This window comes from Sediminibacterium sp. (assembly GCF_019264485.1).
Classification (GTDB): Bacteria; Bacteroidota; Bacteroidia; order Chitinophagales; family Chitinophagaceae; genus Sediminibacterium.
On the sequence record NZ_JAHVAA010000008.1, the window covers coordinates 1 to 19,084 of the forward strand.

The following is a 19,084-nucleotide window of genomic DNA, read 5'->3' on the forward strand; positions in this document are numbered from 1 at the left end:
AAAAATTGATTACGGTAAAACAAATAGCCTCATATTGCGAAACGCAAATGAAGTTGGATGAAGCAAAAAGCTTCACCTGTTTTACCATAATCAAATCTGGAAACGCTGCATCGCTATGCGTATGTCAGTCGGTGGGGGGTAGTAAAAACGAACCTTATAATGGACAGGAAAATCCTTGACAGCCGCTGAGAAATCAATATTAAAATAAGTACTAAGAATTGCCACAAATACCGGTATATAGATACCAGTAGTATTTACGGAAACATTTTTATCCAAATCTTGAAACTCCTGCACTTCATTGGTACAACATCCGCCATCTTCTTTTGTAAGTAAGTTATTGCCATCAACGGGAATTAGTGTTGTGGGCTCGCTATCATGTTGGTGATTAATGCCATTTTCATGAACATGATTTGTTACTATTGCTGTTTCCTTTTCATGAACATGATTTTTCCCATCATCGTGAATATGCACTTCTGCAGACGCTTCAGTTTGGTTATGATGAGAGGAGGAATTAAAACCCATATCTACACCTATAGCACAGGCAAAACCTACAACTGTATTTGTTGCAAATACAACCAGTAGGAACAGCGCTTTTAGTTTTATGGATAAACTCTGTTTCATTGAATATTGCTAAAAATAAGAATTTTTAGCGAACCTCTACTCCTTTTGAAGACGAAGATATGGTAGAATGGTTTAGGAAATTTGTAAAATTATTGATAATTTTTATAAAATTTTGCTGCCACTTACTGCTACGCTTGCTTGGCTTTCCCGTTGAAAATGTAGTATTTACGTCAGCTAAACGTGTTTTTACCTCTTTTTTCCTAATAGTCTAAACCCACTCAACTAAAATTACTTAAACACCGAACTACCATCGCTTAATAACAGCCTCACAATTTTGATATTAGATAAAACGAAAATAGGTTGCCAGTCTGCTATTTATTGACTAAACCCTAAATATTTCTGCATTGCATAACTCTATTTCCCTTTTACATAAGTGGTATTACACAAAGCATGAGCACTTTTGCAATTCAAAATCATACTTATGAGTAAAAGAGAGCTTGTTTTGTGTTTAATGATATTGGCATTAAATGTAGCTACCGGGCAAACCAAAAAAGGAAATAGTGATACACTACTGATAAAAAACCTGCCCGATGTGACCGTAGTGGGTAGAAACAGCAAAAGCGATTATCAGCAAATACCGGAAATTGTTGGCACAAATATTTATGCGGGTAAAAAGAATACACTGATTGTGTTAGACAATGTGCAGGGTAATGTAGTAACAAATAACATGCGGCAGGTACTGGCAAAAGTACCCGGAATTCATATTTGGGAAAGTGACCCCAGCGGAATCCAGATTGGCATTGCTGCTCGTGGATTAAGTCCCAACCGCAGTTGGGAGTTTAATGTGCGTCAAAACGGATATGATATTGCTGCGGATCCTTTTGGTTATCCGGAAGCATACTATAATCCGCAGCTACAGGCTGTGCAACGTATAGAAATGGTAAGAGGACAAGGCTCTTTGCAATATGGCCCACAATTTGGCGGCTTGGTAAATTACATTCTCAGAAATGGTAGTGAAATAAACAAACCTTTTGAATTTGAAACACAGCAAACAGTTGGAAGCAATGGCCTATTCAACAGCTATAATGCAATAGGCGGCAAAAAAGGGAAAGTTCATTATTATACATTTTTCGACCATCGTAATGGAGACGGATGGAGAGAAAACAGTCGATATTTCACCAACGCAGGCTATGGTACTGTAACCTATAATTTCACAACAAAATTTTCATTAACGGCTGAAGTAATGCGTTCACATATCCGCAGTCAACAACCAGGTGGTTTAACAGATATACAAATAAAGCAGGATGCCCAACAAAGTTTCCGCAGCCGTAATTGGTTTGATATAACCTGGACAACCTCCGCATTAATCGCCAACTATCAAATAAATGAAAACGCCCGGTGGAATACGAAACTATTTAGCACCAATGGTGACAGGAACAGTGTTGGCTTTTTGCAATCCATCAATATAAAAGACAGTATTAACCCTGCATCACTGAACTACAACAACAGGGTGGTGAATCTTGACCAATACAGGAACTATGGAATGGAAAGCCGTATCATCACAGATTACCATCTGGGCAAAATGAAAAATACTTTATCTGCTGGTATCCGTTTATATACCGGGACTACCACCAGACAGGCCGACGGTAAAGGAACAACAGGTACAGGATATGATGTTACCATAACCGGTAATTATCCCCGTGATATTATTTTTAAGTCCAGAAACACAGCTGCATTTGCAGAAAATATTTTTCGTGTCAGCGATAAGTTTTTGATAATACCCGGAATAAGATATGAATGGCTGGAAGGCTCATCTTCTGGACGAAATGGATATACAACAGGGGGTACAGAAATAATCTTACAGAATATTACAAGAGATAGAAGTTTTGTTCTCGCTGGTGTGGGAACAGAGTACCATGTTACCAGGTCTACTGAGGTATATGCAAATTTTTCCCAGGCTTATCGCCCTATTCAGTTTGCAAATTTGCAAGCTCCACCTACAACCGATGTGGTTGACGCAGATTTGAAAGATGCCAAGGGATACAATATTGATTTAGGCTACCGTGGTAAAGCGAAAGATTTTCTCCAGTTTGATATAAGTGGATTTTACTTACAGTATGATAACCGTGTAGGGACAATTACTGTTAGCGGAACACCTTCATACCGGCTTATTACTAATGTTGGCAGCAGCACCAGCAAAGGGTTTGAGGGATATGTAGAATTTAATCCTTTCAGGGCATTCGGAAAAAACAAAGATGCAGATTTAATTATTTTTGGGTCTTACGGATATACAGATGCTAAATACAGTGGCAACCATAAAGATGCCAGTACAAAAGGTAAGAAAGTGGAGAATGCCCCAACGAATCTTTTCCGTGGTGGAATAACAGGCGGTTATAAAGGCTTTTTATTAACTGTACAGATGAGCAATGTAGGAGAAACCTTTAGCGATGCCAATAACACAGTTACACCTTCGGCAAATGGCAATAATGGTTTAATACCATCTTATACTGTAACTGATTTAACAGCTACCTATAAATTTTCAAAAGGGCTAAACCTGAAAGCAGGAGCAAATAATTTATTTAACGAAAGATATTTCACCCGCAGAGCAGGTGGTTATCCGGGGCCGGGTGCTTTACCGGCTGATGGAAGAACATTCTTTATATCTGTTGGAGCAAAATTTTAAACCAAAAGCGGCAGCAACATTAACTGCCGCTTTTTATACTGCCTTCGCTATCTTCTCCATAATATGATGGCTCTCGCCAAACTTGCACAATGCATCGCAATGACTACGTAATTCAGAAAAGAGGATGTATTTAATTATTACATTGTTTTGTTTAATTGCAGGACGGGAAAGTTGAAGACAAACATCTTTTTCTCTTTTATCAGGTACAATCAGATAGAACACTTCATCACCATCTGCAATTGTATAACTCAAATCTGTCAACCTTAAAATACCTGAATAAATACTGGTACTTTTTTCTACTTCAAAAGCAGCAATTACGTTATTTGTTCCCTTTTGAAACCAAAGAACATCTATTAGTTTTACAGTATTCAATGTATCTTTTTCCAACCGGATATCCGGGAATTGTTGTAAGCTCACAAATGAAAAACTGTTACCACAGTGTGATTTTGATCTGTCGTTAGAAGCGGCAATCACATCATAGCCTAAGGCACTACCTATTTTCAATAAATGATATTGCATCTCCGTATGCAGATTTTCTTCATCCTTTTCCTGCTGCACACTTTCCTGTCTTTTTTCAATTAGTTTTTCCAATTTCTTTCGTTCAGGCTCGGATAAATATGCATCTGTACCCAGTATCAATTTTTGAGTCCCTATTTCAAATAACAGACCAGCAATAGCGCCTAAATCGGATGACAGTTCTGAACGATACTGATTATTGGTATCAATCATTACTTCTCTCAGCTTAAGGTATTCACTCCAGCTACCTAATTTCTTTTTGTCTTTGTATAGGAAATTGAACCCATTAATAATAGCAGTGTTAAATGGAGGAATAATGGTTGGGTGAAGAAAATAAAGGATACTCGCAACAGCAGGGCCAAGACCTTTAATTTTTAAACCATCCAGTCTTATGATTTCTTTAAGAATCTGTTCCTCAGTCTTTGCATTCAGACAATTTTCTAAGAATTGTCCGAATGCCTGTTTATTGTTTTCATTCTCATAAATATCAGGAATCCTCAACTTGGGTTTCCAGTAAAATGGATGGGAAGCTCCTTCAAATACCTGCTTTTGTTCTGTAATGCAGGTAAGCACAAACTCTAACGAAGACCCTTTAAAATCAGCGGGAAATTTTTTACCCTTAATATCATCAATTACCTGCATAACGCCACGACGGATAGAACGAAACGCCTTTAGCCGTTCCTCATTATTGATGAACCAGGTGTTGTATACAGACTGATTATCTTCTTTATATTGCCGTATTAGTAGTGCTAATTTATTGTTCATATGCTGCTTAAGACAGCAAAATACACTATTTGACCCATTAGTTCACCCTTGTAAGGGTCTTGGTTTTACCAAATAGCCTCATGCCGTGGTAACCCGTAACTATAGCAGTATTTACATCTTTGAGTTTAATATAACAGCTTGCAGAATGTCCAATATCAGGTAACTGGATTTCGCCACCTTTCCACTCTTTGTCATCAGCATCATATTCCAAATTCCACAATACTCTCCTGCCGATTTCATTGTTTTTTGACATATCTTTTACCCAATAGATTTTACCAACGTATTTACCATCTTCTTTAACGACGCTTATCTTTTTACTACCATCCTGAAGCTGCCAATTACCGGTAATAGCATCTGCATACATCTGGGAAAATACAATTCCATTTATAAACAGCATAGCTGCAATGAGTAAGATTGTTTTTGAATTTTGCCGAATCTTTTTATTGAAAGGGTAGAGAAATTGTTTCCAGTAGTTTTTGGGAAAGTTCTTTTCTTCAGCAATACCGATAGCGCCTAATTCTGTTTGCATTTTCGGACTATCATACGCAGTGTTGAACAGGCGGTCCCAAATGGTAAGCCAGGCTCCGTAGTTAACCTGTGCATCTTTATAATCTGCACGGTGATGCCAGCGGTGCAACTCTGCTACACAAAAGAATTTCTTCAAAATACCTGCTTTGTAATCAAGATTGGTATGCTGCATAAACATATTTACGGCCAGAATTGCCAGCGCCACCACCACCACCGGTTGCGGAGTACCGATTACAAGGCAAAGAATAATGCCAGGTGTTCCCTCTATTACCTGGTGCAATGCATGACGTTTTTCACCATTTAAAAAGTATAATCGCTCCGAACTATGGTGAATAGCATGAAGCTTCCATAAAAATTGGTATTTATGACTCTGCCAGTGTACCAGGAAAAGAAAGAAGTCTATTATTGTAAGTGCAATTATAACCTGCATCCAAAATGGCAATTGCATCGGAAACAACGACAAAAAGCTAATACTTTCCGCCAGCCATATAAAAAGAAATTGAGCAATAAGTTTTATACTGTAATTAATGATGTAGTAAGTAAGGTCAAGGTTCCAGTCATCTTTACCACCTACCCAATTCTTTTCATAAGGCATCCATTGTTCCAATACTAAAATTAATATACCTGTAAGAGTAATGACAGGTACAGTTACAAGATATTGGTTGTACCCTGATCGGATTCCATACAAAATAATGGCGGAAGCTGACAACATGATGGCAGGATAAATTCCAAACTGAAATACTTTCTTCATGCAAAACATTTTTAGAGTGCAAAAATGCTTTACCGAAAAGTAAAAGACTTGAATAAACCTGCTATTATTTAAGAACTTCTGAAGGCGAAACTCCAAACATTTCTGTAAATGTGCGGCTAAGATGGGCTACATCTGAAAAACCCCCGCCATATGCTGCATTGGTAAACGATTGCCCTTTCATTACTTCTTGTAATGCTGCCTGCATCCGGCACCAAAGTATGTATTTACGAAATGGGATACCGGTTTGCTCCTTAAATAAATGGGCAAAGCGGCTTTCAGAAAGATGCACTTTAGAAGCGATATTTGCCAAACTTATTTCTTCATTCAAGTTTGAATGAAGAAACGCTATTGATTGTTTAATTCTTTCATCAATTTGATTAACTGAGTTTTCGCTGCCCGTTAGCTTTTCAACCAGCAAGCCAATTAGACTATGTACATTTTCCTCTTCATTTGATGCTGAATTAAACCAATTGATAAATTCAGTTCTTACAGCATCAATTTCACTACCAAAGTAATGAACCAATCCTTGTTTTTCCAGATGCATGGATGCTTCCAGCCTATGAGTGTAATTCAATTCAGCATCCAAATAAATGAAAATATAAAAATCATCCTTACCGATAAATTGATGTGGCAAGTCGGCAGCTATAATGCTGCAATCACTTTTTTCAAATTCAGTTCCATTTTTTGAAATCAAGAAAGATTTCTGGAATGACATTACAATTTCAAGGGCATGGTGTGCATGCATTTTTGTCAGCACCTGACGACCTATATAGACCGCCATGCCCCCGGAGATATGAAGTTTGAATTTTTGCAAGCCTGCTAAATTTTATCATGAAAAGATGTGTTAGCTTAAACGAATGTTTTGAAACCAGTTACTCTATTAAAATTGAATACTAGTCAAGCTGTGAATATTCCATAAGCAAATAGTTATTGTGCTTGAGTTATACAATTATTTGCCGTTAGTATTATTATTCATTTTATCTCTTCAATTGTTTACTTGGCGTATTGTTATATTTTTTAGAACTAAGTTAGGACGAAATAATTTTAACCGTTCTTCAATATTAATGAATCATATGTTGTGAACAGATTGTTCATTTCTCTTGTATTGAACGATGATTGGGGAGAGCTTGCTTTTCATCGGTAGTTTTTAACAGTAAAATATATCATTTACAGCAATCCTTTTTCCTTACAAAGAGCGCCTTAAAGATTTTCCAGAAAAATTGCCATATTGATTTTACAGTTGCCATTATAACATAGTTAGTAACATTAGTACACTCATGTAAATCATTAATAAATCCGCAAGAATGGTAATGGTACTCATGGGTAAATTAAATACAGCACCAAGGTAGGCAGATTTTATTTTCGTTTGTTAAGAACGCTTAATAAAGCTACAACAATGCTTACCGTCATTACTACAAAGGTAACGGTATTGGTAAAAATTGGATTGACCCCGGTTAAGAAAGCCAAGCATAAAGATAGCTTCTGCATATGAATTGTATATAAATCTGTTTGAATATTTAGATTATTATAGCCCAATTGAACATTTATTAGAGTTCGTTTGATGAAATATCGAAAGAGGGAGGATTTTTATTAATAGACTTCGCATAATTGATTTTTCTTAATGGCATTTTAGTATTAAGCAAGCATTCAAATTTAGGCCAATTAGGAAGACAGTTAGGCACTTGATATCGTTTAGCGGCTAAACGTATTTTACATGAAAAGAAGGAATCATCTCTATTTCGCATATACGATATTTAATACTTATTTTGATACGTATATCTTTTGCAAATCGCCATCATTTGGTACGGATAAATTAAAAGAAAGGTTGCTATTGCTTTTTAAAAAAATATCAGCTTTACATTTTCATTCCCTCCATCGGATTGGCTCCTTTATTGAAAATATATTCGCTGTGAAGCAAATAAGCCCCTTTCAATACAACAATATCCCCTTCGCTCAAACCGGATATTATTTCTATACGATCATCACTCTCCAACCCCGTCTGTACCATTAAATTTTTAAATGTATTCTTACCAGTCTGTACCCATACAGTTGCCCCTTTGCCGTCTCTTATTACTGCATCAATAGGTAAACTAAGGGACTTTCTTCTAGGACTTTTTAACAATACATAAGCCGACATACCAGGCTTCAAATAATTACCGGGATTCGGAATAGGAATGCGCACAAGATTAATTCTTGTAGCCTGATTGATTTCAGGATTTACAAATTCAAGTTTCCCTTTTATTTCCTTATTATTAAAATCCGGAAGTTGAACAGTAACCATACTGTTCTCCTGCAGATCAGCTAATTGCGAGCTATATACCTGTGCCTCTACCCATAATGTTGAAAGATCCGCAAGTTTTACAATTGTACCACCTTCCATTACATAATCGCCTTCCCGGATATCAAGCTGGGTAATATAGCCGCCCGCAGTGCTATAGTAGGTAGTTATCGGGCTTGCTTTCCTGGTATTGGCCAGCTCACTAAGTTGCATTTCGGTCAAGCCCCAAAGAAGTAATTTATTTTTCGCACCCTGAATTAATTGATCAAAATCAATAATGGCCTGACTTGAAAAAGCATTTTTCTTATCTATTGCAAGTAGGTATTCCTGTTTTGCATTATTCAAATCTTCACTGTACATTTCATAAAGTGGCGACCCTTTTTTGACGTATTCACCAAGGTTCTTGAAATAAAGTTTTTCAACTCTTCCCATAACCCTGGAACTAACAGCATATAGCTTCGATTGATCAAAATTCAATGAAGCAGTTAAAATTAACTGATCATTAATTGTCCCATTTCGGATAGTATCCACTAAAATGTTCCCTAATTGAATCTGCTGTTCACTCAGTTCCAGCTCATCTTGACTTTCTCCCTTTCTTTTTTTTACTGGTGTTAAGTCCATTTTACAAATAGGACATTTACCAGGTTTATACTCAACAACCTGAGGATCCATTGAACAGGTATAATATGTATCAGGATCGATAGGTTCCTTTATTGTATTCTTGCAAGACGAAACGAGTATTATGAATACTAGTATAAAGATGATATACCGCATACTTAGTTTTTTATTTTTATAAAACTTTCACTGTCCATAAGAAATTGAGCATTTGCTGCAACTGAATCTTTCATTGTCAATCCTTTGAGTATCTGTATCTGTTTCTCCAGAACAACCCCTGTAATTACTTTCTTTGCTCTAAAGCCCTCGGCTGTTTTTTGGAAAACCACTTTTTCTAATCCTAATGAGAGCACTGCGTCTTTGGGTAACCAATAACCTTTTATAGTATTTCCAAAGATTACTGCCTGAACCTGACTACCAATAGGTATTCTTAAACTGCTATTATTGAAGCCAACTCTTACAGTCTGGGTCTTACTTTCTTTGCGATAAAATGGCTCAACGAAATCAATGGTAGCTTTAAAGTCTTTCTGCCTAGCTGTTTCAGGAATAATCCTTACAGCATTACCTTTTTTTACAAAGGATTGATTTTCGCCATATATATTTAATATCGCCCATGCTTTATCGGGATTAAAGACTGTAAACACTGACTGACCTTTCTGTACATACATCCCTTCTTTTAATGCGAGCGCTTCGGTTTGTTGAGAAATTTTTCCCATATTATCATTTACTATGTTCATTTTATCAACATTAATGGTTTCATGAATATGCCCACTGTAATTACTGATAACCGAAATCGTGAATAAGGGTTTACCCAATTGAATCAACTCCATTACCTGTTTATTGCTCATTCCGAGTAATAAAAGTTTTTCTTTTGCCGCTTCTAATAAAGTCGAATTTTCAGGATCATTCTTTAAGAGAAACAAAAGATTCTGCTGTGCAGTGAGTAATTCAGGACTATAAATATCCATGATACGCTGTCCGTTAGTAACTTTCTGGTATTTATAGCGTACATAAAGTTTTTCGATTCTTCCCGACACCTTGGCAGAAATTCCCCCGATCATTCTTGTATCGTAGGCGATATTACCTAATGCGTTTAGTTCTATTTGCTCACTGCTGAACTCAAGACCAATAACAGGAATAGACGATATTACCAGTTCATTGGTTGGTTGGAGTAGAGCATTCAATTCAATATTTTCGTCTTTTTTATTATTGTTTTCTTTTTTAATTAAATCCATCCCGCAAATAGGGCAAGCTCCCGGTTGATCTTTAATGACCGAAGGGTGCATGGGGCAGGTATAGGTAGCATTTTTCTCTGGCTGATGATTTTCCTCCATTTTTACCAAATCCATTCCACACTTGATACATGTACCAGGTTTATCACTAAATATAGAATCCTCTGGCATAGGACAGGTATACGTTTCCTTAGAAACAGCTTGGTGATCACTATGTGTATTTTTATTTTCACAGGCAACCAAAAAGAATACCAGAACTTGTATAAAAAATAATTTCTTCATCATATATACAGCTTATATCAATTCATATTGTAACATCATGCCATCATCTTCATGTTCAAGATTATGGCAATGGAAAACAAATTTTCCTAAATTACTTTCGAACGGAATGATTATTTGAACCGTCTCCCCAGGCATTACCAGTACTGTGTCCTTCCAGCCGATTTCAGATGCTATCAGACTCCCCCTGCCACCTGTTCTTTGAAGTACCTGGAAAAAAACTCCGTGTAAATGCATAGGATGAGGCTCATCTCCTTTACTATTATCGAAGACCCATATCTCATTCGTATTGGATTTAATGCTTTCATCAATGCGACTGCTATCAAAAAGCTTACTATTAATGCGATGACGCATCCTCATACCATCATTCATAGGATATCCATGATGTTCCATCGGATTAGATATATCAAATGTTCTGCTCCTGACTGATGAAGAGGCTGGCAAACTATCGATCATTGAAAGTTTTGTGGGTACAGTGAAAGAATCTGTGACAGTAGCAGTAACTTTAAACTTCATGATCTTAAATGACTGCTTCCCTTGCGCATCTCCAGCGTTAGCAAATTCTTTACTTAGTAAGAATAGCTCTGTACCGATAGACAAACCATTAAAACTTACTAAAACATCCAGCCTTTCGCCTGGAGCCAATAAAATCTCCTTTACTGTTACAGGATTTTTCAATAAACCACCATCATTACCAATAATTATCATATCGGCATTATTACTGAATGCGAGATTATACAAACGTGCGTTTGAGCCATTCAAAATACGAAGTCTGTAATAACGGGTTGATACTTCAGTATAAGGTGAATAAATACCGTTTACCAATACAGACTCACCCATATAGCCCGACATAACTTCTTCTGCAGTAGGATTATATGTTATCCCCTGATTGGTTAATCGTTTATCTTGTATAACCAATGGAATCTCAAAACGACCCGATGGTAGATTTAAAGTTGTTTCTTCCAGATCATTAATAATAAACAAGCCTGCTAAGCCCTGAAATACCTGTTTACCTGTCTTAAAATGAGGGTGTGGATGATACCATGTCAATCCGGCTCTCTGATTCACAGTAAACTGATAGCGGAAAGTACCACCTGCATTTGCTAATTGATCTGGGTGTCCATCCATTAATGCAGGTACTTTTAAACCATGCCAGTGAATATTGGTATGTTCAGATAAATTATTCTGGAGCAAAATATTTACAACATCTCCCCTGTTTACCCTGAATGACGGACCAAGCATCCCATTAGGTTGATAGCCCAAGACAGGAATATTAGCCCCCCTAATATTTACAGTTGTAGTTTGTGCTGTGAGTGTCTGATTGGCACCAGACTGTAATGGGTTGGTAAGCATTTGTGAAAAATCATTCTCAGTAACCATAACAGGTTTTGTCATTAGCCCGTTGTGATGTTCTTTTCTGCACCCTGAACCAGCCATAAAAAATCCAGCTAAAGATCCACTTGTTATTAGGCTACCGGTACTAATCCCAGACAGTTGTATGAATTTTCTTCTTTGCATTCAGATTGGTTTAGTTTTTTTCAATAATTCTTTCAATTGTCACCTGAAGTTTCAATGCCTGACTTAGTAACTCTAATAATTCTAACTGTTTCATGTTTAGAATTTCCCATGCATCATATAACATGAATAACTCTTCTGTATTCTGCTCATAACCGAGTTGCATTGTCCTGTAATTATTACGCAATGCAGGGATTATCTGACTTTCAAAAAGTTTTAATTGCTTTTTCTTTAACCCCAGTTCGTTACGCATACCATAAGCCATCCCACTGTATTCATTCACCATCATTTCTTTCTGTGACTGAATGGCATTACTTTTCCATTTTAAGCTTTCAATATTGGCTTTATTCATTTTAGAAGACCATTTAGCCATCGGAATACGAACCATCCCCATAATAGTATACTGTAATGGCTGTCCTCCAAATCCAATCATATTATCATAACGAATACCAAATTGAGGTTTAAGGGCAGTACGCTCTGTTTCCTGTTTTAGAACAGTAAGATCAATCTCTCTATCCAATGATTTTAGGTCACTACGGTTAGTATAAAAAAGAGTGCTATCAAAAACAAGAGCTTCATAACTATTCAAGAAGTAAGTGGTATCAATATCGAAATCTGTCATGGCATTTCTACCCATAAGCGAATTGATGCGAATACGTTTTTCTTTAATGTCGCTTTCAAACATTAATTGCATATTTTTCACTTCTCCTAAAGCAGCTTTTGCTTTATAATAGGCACTTATCTTTTCAAGACCGTTTTTATAACGTATTTCTGCATTTTTGATCATGAAGTCCAATATCTTTTCATTCTCTTCCAGGATCAATAATTTCTTTTTCAGGATAATCCAATCATAATAGAACTGTTTAGCATCATTCACTAATTCATTCAGTGTTGCATTCTTTTTTTCTTTCTCAACTGACGACATAGCTTTCATGTACCTCTCATCTGCATCTAATTTTTTTCTATTCGGAAGCATTTGCTCACCAGAAATCATCACAGATCCCATACCAGGCATATCGCCCTCCCTATGCCAAAGTCGAACATCATATGGTGTCATAAATTGACCAATGCCAATTTGAGGAGGCATCCAGCTTCTTGCACCTTTTGCCGCTTCATCCATAGAACGGATTTCATGATCATACATCTTCACTACAGGATGCTTTGTTTTAATGCTATCAATGATTGTATCCAGCTTCAGGATTTGCCCATTGCCATATACAAAACCTGTCAAACCAAAGAAGGTCAGTATTAATTTATTCTTTAACATCGATTAATTCAATTTTACCGTTACGTTTTAGTTCTCTTTCTTTAATCATTTCAAAAATGACAGGAGTAATGAGTAACACATAAATAGTGGATGAGATTGTACCACCAATCAATGGAATGGTGATGGGTCGCATAATATCACTACCAACTCCTGTCGCCCAAAGAATAGGGATCAACCCAAATAGTCCAACTGAAACAGTCATGAGTTTAGGGCGCAACCTTTTGGCGGAACCTTCAATCACATAGTCTCGGATAATTGCGGGTGTTAATGTTGATTTAGAATTACCATGTTGAGCAACCATATTGTTCATGGCTTCATTTAGATAGATCGTCATCAACATAGCCGTTTCTATGGCCATTCCAAATAAAGCAATAAAGCCCACAGCGACAGCTACAGACAGATTAATGCCATAAAAATAGACCATGAAAACACCGCCAATTAATGCAAATGGCACGGTTATCATGGTGATAACAGCTTCTTTAAAAGAATGATATGTAAAATATAATACCATGAAAATGATAATGAGTACAATCGGCATGATCATTTTTAAAGTTTGATTAGCCCTGATTTGATTTTCCCACTGCCCGCTCCATTCTAGAAAGTATCCTTTTGGAAGTTTAGTGATCATTCGATTCAATCGTTCTTGTGCCTCTTTTACTGTACTGCCTAAATCTCTTTCTCTAACATTGAATAGTACTGTACCCCTAAGCATCGCATTTTCTGAATTAATCATCGGTGGGCCGTCACTTAGTTTAATGTCTGCAACAGCTTCTAATGGTATAGGACCAAAATCCATTGTCTGTACCTGAAGTCGCTTTAATGCTTGAATATTATTTCGAAAATCTTGCCCGTATCTGGCATTTACGGAAAATCGCTGACGGCCTTCAATAGTGGTAGTAAGTTTCATACCTCCTAATGCACTCTCAATTACGGTATTGACATCATCAACACTCAGTCCATACCGACCGATTTCATCACGTTTAACTACAATATCAATGTATTTTCCGCCCGTAATAGGCTCCACATATAAATCCTTTACTCCATCAATTCCCTCCAACTGCCGTTTAATAGTTTGAGCAAATGCATAAATACTGTCCAGGTTTTGTCCATATACTTTTAACCCGACATCGGTTCTTATACCAGTTGAAAGCATGTTAATACGATTAATGATGGGCTGTGTCCATCCATTTGTAACCCCAGGAATTTGCATTTTTGAATTGAGCTCATTTATAATATCATCTTTGGTTAGCCCTTCTCTCCATTCATTTTTAGGTTTAAGTAAAATGATGGTTTCAATCATGCTTATCGGAGAATTATCTGTTGCTGTATTGGCTCTTCCTGCTTTACCCAGAACATGTGAAACTTCGGGAACAGAGCGAATCAGCTTATCCTGAACCTGCAATAATCGTTTTGCTTCAGAATTGGATACGTCTGGAAGAGTTACCGGCATAAATAACAATGATCCCTCATCCAATGGCGGCATAAATTCCGAACCAAGACGAGTCATCATGATTACTCCCATAGCTAATGCCAGAATATTAAGCCCTATAGTAGTTTTTCTCCATTTTAAACACCATTTTAGAATGGGTGTATAAATTTTTTCCAGTGTTTTTGTTATTGGATTTGAATCTTCTGGTTTTAGTCGTCCTTTTAGAAAAAAGGAAATTAGAACCGGAGTTAATGTTATAGCCAATACCGCATCAATTAGTAGGATAAAGGTCTTTGTCCATGCTAGGGGATGAAAAAGTTTTCCTTCCATACCTGTAAGCAGAAATACAGGAAGAAAAGAAGCGACTACGATAATGGTAGAATAAAATACGCCGGGACCAACTTGTTTTGAAGATCTTTCAATAATCTCATTTCTTTCCTCTATTGTTAAGGGATCTTTATTTCTTTTGAACCACTTTGCCATATTTACGATTTGTCGGATAATTTAATTTTTTTAGCCTGTGCCTCGCTAATATGTCTGTACGCATTTTCCACCATTACAATGCCATCATCAACTACTACACCAATAGCAAGCGCGATTCCCGTCAATGACATAATATTGGATGAAATACCAAACATTTCAAGGAAAATAAACCCAGCTGCAACTGAAATAGGTAATTGAATCAGTATAATCACAGCACTGCGCCAATGGAATAGAAATATGAGCACTACCAATGAGACGACAATCATTTCTTCAACTAATGTTCCTTTTACTGAATCAATAGCTTCTTGAATCAGTGTACTGCGGTCATATGAAGTTTGGAACGTTACACCTTCCGGTAATCCCTTTTCAACCTCCTTCATCCGAGCTTTTATAGACTCAATGACCTTATTGGCATTTTCATTGTATCGCATTACCACTATACCACCTACCACTTCTCCTTTGCCGTCCATATCAAAAATTCCCAGACGCAAATCACCTCCCATTTGAACAGAACCAATGTCCTTAACTCTTACAGGTATACCATTGTAATTGGCAAGTGCAACATTTTCAATATCATTTTTATTCTTTATGTAGCCTAAGCCCCTGATAATGTAAGCCATATCCGCCATTTCAAATTTGCGTCCCCCTACATCATTATTATTGGCTTTTACTTTATTCATCACATCCATCAACGAAATGTTGTAATACTGCAGCTTTATGGGATCAACTACTAATTGATATTGCTTTTCAAAACCACCAAAAGATGCGACTTCTGCCACACCGGGTACTGTTTGTAAAGCAAATTTGATGTACCAGTCTTGAAGTGCTCTTTGTTCTCCCAGATCCATCTTAGGAGCATTAAGGTGATACCAGAAAATATGTCCCACGCCTGTTCCATCAGGACCCAGTGTAGGTGTTACATTTTGCGGCAGAAGACGTTGTGCAAAGTTGAGTCTTTCGAGTACACGGGTTCTCGCCCAGTATATATCAACATTGTCTTCGAAAATAACATATACAAAACTCATCCCAAACATGGATGAACCCCGAATATTCTTGATTTTGGGTATACCCTGCAAGTTGCTGACCAATGGATAGGTTACCTGGTCTTCTATAACCTGTGGACTGCGCCCCATCCATTCAGTAAATACGATCACCTGATTTTCACTTAAATCTGGAATAGCATCAATCGGATTCTGTTTCACAGCGTAAATTCCATAAGCAAATAATCCTCCCGCTAATAGCAGAATAATCACCCGGTTACGCAAAGCCAGTTCAATTAATTTTTGAACCATAATTTGATATTAATATTTGAAGCAATGTAGAAGCATTAGTTTGACCTCTTTTTTAAATCCATGCCACATTTAGTGCATTTACCAGGTTTATTGCTGGTGACATCCGAATGCATGGGGCAAGAATATATTTTCATCACTTCCATTTTCATTTTCTCTTTTGGAGAAAGTGTCAATGAGGTTCCACATTTTGAACACTTACCTGGCTTGTCACTAGTTATGTCCGGGTGATTAAAACATGAATATGTTTGAACAGATTGCTCCTCTCCTTTTAAATCCATTCCGCATTTCGGGCACTTACCTGACTCATCACTTGCCACATCGGGGTGCATCGGACAGGTATAGGTTTTCATTACCTCCATTTTCATTTTTTCCTTGGGTGAAAGATTCATTTTAGAACCACATACAGAACATTTGCCGGGTTTATCTCTTGTAATAGCTGGGTGTGCAGGGCATTCATAAAGACCAACTACCTCCATTTTCATTTTTTCTTTAGGAGTAAGGTTCCTACCACATTTAGGGCATTTTCCAGATTTGTCCATAATCACATCAGGATGCATTGGACATATATAGGTTTTTTCAACAGCTTGTTTATTTTTGTTTTTTTGTATTGTTGAAACCTGAGCAAAGACTGAAAAAGATAAGATAGGCAGCACTGCCACCATTAGCATTTTAATTGCTTTCATTTTTTCATGATTTTATTGTTGCATAACATTATACGGCAAAAAGAAACGCCTATAGCCTGACAATTTTAGTTGTCTGGCACTGCTAAGTCAATATGAAATTAAATGAGGATAGTTCTGTTAAGAAGGTATACTGCTGTCTTGCTACTTCGGGGTGGGGCATGACTTATTGGATACTCTTCAATTGAAGAGACATAGAAAATATCCGATAATGAAAAAAGGGATAGCGGTAAGTCAAGAATTGTGAGTGTAAAATTAATTGAGACTGATTCAGTAGCTTTTTGTTCTGAAACGTTCTTTATAAACTTGTTTTCATCTTTACAACAGCCATTATCTTTTGTATCGGATTCCTCCATCCCACAATTTTCGCATTTCGTAGAATCTCTATACATTAAACCCCAGTCAGCAAGTTTACCCATACAATAATGCATGCGTATAGTAGCCCCTGAGGAAGTACTCAGAAATAAAATTGCTACTATAAATGTGATAAACTTTTTCATAAACTTGCCTAAACAAATGTATAGTTTCTTTTTACAAATGGAGTTTAAAATTTTAGTTCTATGCTTAGCAATTCATCAAACTATGATTTAAATGAATATTTAATAGTTTAAAAATTAATTAATTGGCAATACATGGCTTCATTCACGGTTCTGAATTCTATAGAGCTTCTTTGTTTTACCCATCAATCTAAGGCCAGGAATACTAAATTGAGTATAAGTTTTGTTTCTAACCCAAACGGTACAATCATTACACCAAAAATATGTTTTGATTTATTCTCAATTTGAATAGTATGATACAAATCAAACTACTTATCATTTCGGCACGCTCTTAGAGATAAAGAAACGTAAATCTTTCACCCACCTTATGGATAGGATAAAAAAGCTATAAAATATCAATTTTTTAGCTTTTTTCTTTTCTTGGAAACGGCACCTTGCCCATCACCCTCATAAATTTGACTAGGGTGGTAAGTCGGAAATTCACCTCCCTTTTTCAATACGTTTTAGCATATCTACTCGTACATCACATAAATGTGCAAACGTAGATAAGGACAACTCGTGTTCCTCCCTGTATTCTTTGATGACTAAACCAACTTGCACATGATGATCATTGATAGCTTTATTCATCCTGCCAAATTACATTGAACAAAAAAAGCTTTGGCATACGATTATACACCAGTCAGAAATAAACGATTATTACGAATGCGAAATATCCTGCCCCTGAAATTTCTTAGCAGTATCAATTCTTTTTTGAGTGATAGAAAATCGTATCGTGTCTGCATGAAAGATCCGTACTGCACCTTCCTCTTCCAATAGGCTAAGACAGAAATAGATGGCTGACCAGTCAATCGGTAAACGCAAAATCAATTCACGTGGAATAAATTGGTATAAACTAGGTTGAGTAGATCCCTTAGCCATCTGTGCAAGAGTCGACAATATCAATTCTTTCTGTTCCATCTGCCGAAGATAAGGGTTGGAAAATCAAATGATAAAATGACGGGGAAACCTTTTAAACATTCACATATTTTTACACCATGCCGGAAAACTTTGAACTTCCTTTATGGTACAATGGAAAAAAAATCATGTTACCTGCTGAATTTCAGCCATGGGGATACACACACCGCATTACTGTCTATGTTGAGGACTTTCCATTTGTGTTTGAACTCGATGAAGAAAAAAATTATAGGACTATCGTATTGGAACAGGATAGAAAAAAAGCGGAGAAAATAGACCAACAATTATTACAGGCTATTGCGGAAACCTTGCAGAAATTATTTTCCTAACTATCCATTGATTTATACACTGCACTATCGAACCCTATAAAAATGCTGATATAACCTTCATCTTTAAAATGGTAACCGTATCGATAACAGAAAATAAAGTCCTTGTGCGTATGCGTATAATAATCCAGGTTAAATCCCTGTTTGATAATCTGCTCCCTTTTCTTTTTTACATACTCCTTATTCCCCAGAGCCTTACCCAGTATTAAAAAATTCTTCAAAAGAATTTTATTAATCTTTTTAATATCCGGATGGGTATCAGCCCGCCTGGGATTATGATGGGCTGCTTTGCATTGCTCATTACAGAACTTGGCATCCTTACGCATTTTAGGATCAAGTGCTTTGCCACAGCCAACATAAAGACAGTATCGTTTGGGTTGTAAGGCGTCTGTTTCCATTCATAAATCTAATCAAATATCCGTATCAGATACGG

General features: G+C 36.8%; 15 protein-coding genes. 2 read left to right on the top strand and 13 right to left on the bottom strand.

The genetic code is table 11. The features are described 5' to 3' along the window. Positions 1-90: 90 nt before the first annotated feature. Positions 91-621, bottom strand: a complete 531-nt coding sequence (locus tag KXJ59_RS05260) for a hypothetical protein (RefSeq protein ID WP_295201924.1) — start codon at positions 619-621, stop codon at positions 91-93. A gap of 421 nt (positions 622-1,042) precedes the next feature. Between KXJ59_RS05260 and KXJ59_RS05265 the strand changes: the two genes are divergently transcribed. Next, a complete protein-coding gene (locus tag KXJ59_RS05265; RefSeq protein WP_295201926.1) occupies positions 1,043-3,244 on the top strand; it encodes a TonB-dependent receptor in 2,202 nt (733 codons plus the stop codon). A 33-nt stretch (positions 3,245-3,277) separates the two neighbouring features. Here the strand turns inward: KXJ59_RS05265 and KXJ59_RS05270 are convergent, their stop codons facing one another. The 11 genes from KXJ59_RS05270 to KXJ59_RS05320 form a co-directional block, all read right to left on the bottom strand. Further along, on the bottom strand, positions 3,278-4,525 hold the full coding sequence (locus tag KXJ59_RS05270) for a hypothetical protein (RefSeq protein ID WP_295201928.1): 1,248 nt from the start codon (positions 4,523-4,525) through the stop codon (positions 3,278-3,280). A gap of 37 nt (positions 4,526-4,562) precedes the next feature. Further along, entirely contained in the window at positions 4,563-5,804 is a 1,242-nt protein-coding gene (locus KXJ59_RS05275; protein WP_295201930.1) for a sterol desaturase family protein, read from the bottom strand. Positions 5,805-5,868: 64 nt separating this feature from the next. Then, positions 5,869-6,618 (bottom strand): AraC family transcriptional regulator, encoded by a 750-nt coding sequence (locus tag KXJ59_RS05280; protein ID WP_294993972.1) that lies wholly within the window; start codon positions 6,616-6,618, stop codon positions 5,869-5,871. Positions 6,619-7,659: 1,041 nt separating this feature from the next. Beyond that, positions 7,660-8,856 carry an efflux RND transporter periplasmic adaptor subunit gene (locus tag KXJ59_RS05285; protein ID WP_295201931.1) on the bottom strand — a complete coding sequence of 399 codons (1,197 nt, stop codon included), beginning with the start codon at positions 8,854-8,856 and terminating at the stop codon, positions 7,660-7,662. Positions 8,857-8,858: 2 nt separating this feature from the next. Continuing rightward, positions 8,859-10,214, bottom strand: coding sequence for an efflux RND transporter periplasmic adaptor subunit (locus KXJ59_RS05290; protein WP_294993979.1), 1,356 nt, complete (start codon positions 10,212-10,214; stop codon positions 8,859-8,861). Between the two features lie 9 nt (positions 10,215-10,223). Further along, entirely contained in the window at positions 10,224-11,726 is a 1,503-nt protein-coding gene (locus tag KXJ59_RS05295; protein ID WP_295201934.1) for a multicopper oxidase domain-containing protein, read from the bottom strand. Between the two features lie 10 nt (positions 11,727-11,736). After that, a complete protein-coding gene (locus tag KXJ59_RS05300) occupies positions 11,737-12,990 on the bottom strand; it encodes a TolC family protein (protein ID WP_294993985.1) in 1,254 nt (417 codons plus the stop codon). Continuing rightward, positions 12,977-14,902, bottom strand: coding sequence for an efflux RND transporter permease subunit (locus KXJ59_RS05305; RefSeq protein WP_294993989.1), 1,926 nt, complete (start codon positions 14,900-14,902; stop codon positions 12,977-12,979). Before KXJ59_RS05305 ends, KXJ59_RS05300 begins: the two co-directional genes overlap by 14 nt. A gap of 2 nt (positions 14,903-14,904) precedes the next feature. Continuing rightward, positions 14,905-16,194: an efflux RND transporter permease subunit gene (locus KXJ59_RS05310; RefSeq protein WP_294993991.1), complete on the bottom strand. Its 1,290-nt coding sequence runs from the start codon at positions 16,192-16,194 to the stop codon at positions 14,905-14,907. Between the two features lie 35 nt (positions 16,195-16,229). Continuing rightward, positions 16,230-16,877 carry a heavy metal-binding domain-containing protein gene (locus KXJ59_RS05315; RefSeq protein ID WP_294993994.1) on the bottom strand — a complete coding sequence of 216 codons (648 nt, stop codon included), beginning with the start codon at positions 16,875-16,877 and terminating at the stop codon, positions 16,230-16,232. A 1,190-nt stretch (positions 16,878-18,067) separates the two neighbouring features. Further along, on the bottom strand, positions 18,068-18,328 hold the full coding sequence (locus KXJ59_RS05320; RefSeq protein WP_294993997.1) for a hypothetical protein: 261 nt from the start codon (positions 18,326-18,328) through the stop codon (positions 18,068-18,070). Between the two features lie 77 nt (positions 18,329-18,405). Here KXJ59_RS05320 and KXJ59_RS05325 point away from each other — a divergent pair, with 77 nt between their 5' ends. Then, positions 18,406-18,654: a hypothetical protein gene (locus KXJ59_RS05325; protein WP_178887985.1), complete on the top strand. Its 249-nt coding sequence runs from the start codon at positions 18,406-18,408 to the stop codon at positions 18,652-18,654. On the opposite strand, the gene KXJ59_RS05330 is transcribed toward KXJ59_RS05325, so the two are convergent. Next, positions 18,651-19,049, bottom strand: coding sequence for a hypothetical protein (locus KXJ59_RS05330; protein ID WP_178887986.1), 399 nt, complete (start codon positions 19,047-19,049; stop codon positions 18,651-18,653). The two genes, KXJ59_RS05325 and KXJ59_RS05330, sit on opposite strands and share 4 nt — an antisense overlap. Positions 19,050-19,084: the final 35 nt, after the last annotated feature.

Excerpts from the sequence above, each read along its gene's own strand:
- KXJ59_RS05260 (WP_295201924.1), bottom strand. The coding sequence starts at position 621 with ATGAAACAGAGTTTATCCATAAAACTAAAAGCGCTGTTCCTACTGGTT.
- KXJ59_RS05270 (WP_295201928.1), bottom strand. The coding sequence starts at position 4,525 with ATGAACAATAAATTAGCACTACTAATACGGCAATATAAAGAAGATAAT.
- KXJ59_RS05310 (WP_294993991.1), bottom strand. The coding sequence starts at position 16,194 with ATGGTTCAAAAATTAATTGAACTGGCTTTGCGTAACCGGGTGATTATT.
- KXJ59_RS05315 (WP_294993994.1), bottom strand. The coding sequence starts at position 16,877 with ATGAAAGCAATTAAAATGCTAATGGTGGCAGTGCTGCCTATCTTATCT.
- KXJ59_RS05305 (WP_294993989.1), bottom strand. The coding sequence starts at position 14,902 with ATGGCAAAGTGGTTCAAAAGAAATAAAGATCCCTTAACAATAGAGGAA.
- KXJ59_RS05290 (WP_294993979.1), bottom strand. The coding sequence starts at position 10,214 with ATGATGAAGAAATTATTTTTTATACAAGTTCTGGTATTCTTTTTGGTT.
- KXJ59_RS05320 (WP_294993997.1), bottom strand. The coding sequence starts at position 18,328 with ATGGAACAGAAAGAATTGATATTGTCGACTCTTGCACAGATGGCTAAG.
- KXJ59_RS05265 (WP_295201926.1), top strand. The coding sequence starts at position 1,043 with ATGAGTAAAAGAGAGCTTGTTTTGTGTTTAATGATATTGGCATTAAAT.
- KXJ59_RS05325 (WP_178887985.1), top strand. The coding sequence starts at position 18,406 with ATGCCGGAAAACTTTGAACTTCCTTTATGGTACAATGGAAAAAAAATC.
- KXJ59_RS05285 (WP_295201931.1), bottom strand. The coding sequence starts at position 8,856 with ATGCGGTATATCATCTTTATACTAGTATTCATAATACTCGTTTCGTCT.
- KXJ59_RS05300 (WP_294993985.1), bottom strand. The coding sequence starts at position 12,990 with ATGTTAAAGAATAAATTAATACTGACCTTCTTTGGTTTGACAGGTTTT.
- KXJ59_RS05275 (WP_295201930.1), bottom strand. The coding sequence starts at position 5,804 with ATGAAGAAAGTATTTCAGTTTGGAATTTATCCTGCCATCATGTTGTCA.
- KXJ59_RS05330 (WP_178887986.1), bottom strand. The coding sequence starts at position 19,049 with ATGGAAACAGACGCCTTACAACCCAAACGATACTGTCTTTATGTTGGC.
- KXJ59_RS05295 (WP_295201934.1), bottom strand. The coding sequence starts at position 11,726 with ATGCAAAGAAGAAAATTCATACAACTGTCTGGGATTAGTACCGGTAGC.